Origin of the sequence: Myxococcus sp. AM011 (assembly GCF_013372595.1) — a bacterium.
Classification (GTDB): Bacteria; Myxococcota; Myxococcia; order Myxococcales; family Myxococcaceae; genus Myxococcus; species Myxococcus eversor.
On sequence record NZ_JABXEM010000575.1, the window covers coordinates 1 to 1,013 of the forward strand.

Genomic DNA, 1,013 nt, shown 5'->3' on the forward strand with positions numbered 1-1,013 from the left:
GGCTCGAAGCGGGGCACGGCGGTGGGTCGGGATTCCGTGGCGGAGGCCGAGATGGCGAGTGACAGTGTGGCCAGGAAGCCCATGATGCTCGAGGACATGGGCTCCGTTAGAAGTCAGCGACCCGTCGCGCGTCCAATACCGAAATCCGGGCCTGTGATAGCGAAGTGATCTCACCCACGCTCGATACCCGTCGCCTCACGTGCTTCATCGCGGTCGCGGAGACGCTGCACTTCCGCAAGGCCGCGGAGCAACTGCGCCTGGCACAGCCCGCCCTCAGCCAGCAGATTCGCAAGTTGGAGGAGGAGCTCGGCTGCCAGTTGCTGAAGCGGGACAGACGGCGCGTCGAGCTGACCCCGGCGGGACAGGCGCTCCTGGAAGCGGGGAGGCGTGCGCTCGTCCACCTGTCCCACGCGGCGGAGGCCGCCCAGCGCACCGCCCGGGAGCAGCAGTCGTTGCTGCGCGTCGGCTTCGTCAACCCCGCCGCGTTCGCCCTGGTGCCGGAGGTCCTGCGCGGCCTGCGAGCCGAGCACCCGGAGGTGCACCTGATGCTGCGCGAGGCGGGCAGCGCGACGCTCCTGGAGGAGGTGCGGCTGGGACAGCTCGACGTGGCCTTCGCGCGGGGGCCCGTCATCGCGCCAGGGGTGCTCATCGACACGCTGCGCCGGGAGCCGCTCGTGCTCGTGTTGCCGTCAGGCCATCGGCTGGCGCGAAAGACACGGGTGCCGCTGGAGCAACTCGCGGACGAGCCCTTCATCGGCTTCGCGCGGGACACGGCTCCGTCGCTGCATGACGCGATGATGGGCATGTGCCTGGAGGCGGGCTTCTCGCCCACGTTCGTCGCGGAGGCGGTGGAGTGGTTCACCATGGTGAGCCTGGTGGCGGCCGGGCTCGGGTGCGCCATCCTCCCGGAGTCGGTCCGCACCTTCTCGCGCGAGGGCGCCGTCTATCGCGCCGTCGCGGGCACTCCCCGGCACGTGGACCTGGTGATTGCCCGGGCCCCCACGCCCCCGGCC

At 71.1% G+C, this 1,013-nt stretch carries 1 protein-coding gene; it reads left to right on the plus strand.

The features are described 5' to 3' along the window. Nucleotides 1-164: 164 nt before the first annotated feature. A partial coding sequence (locus HUW62_RS47390; protein ID WP_176438207.1) for a LysR family transcriptional regulator occupies nt 165-1,013 on the plus strand: 849 nt, incomplete at its 3' end.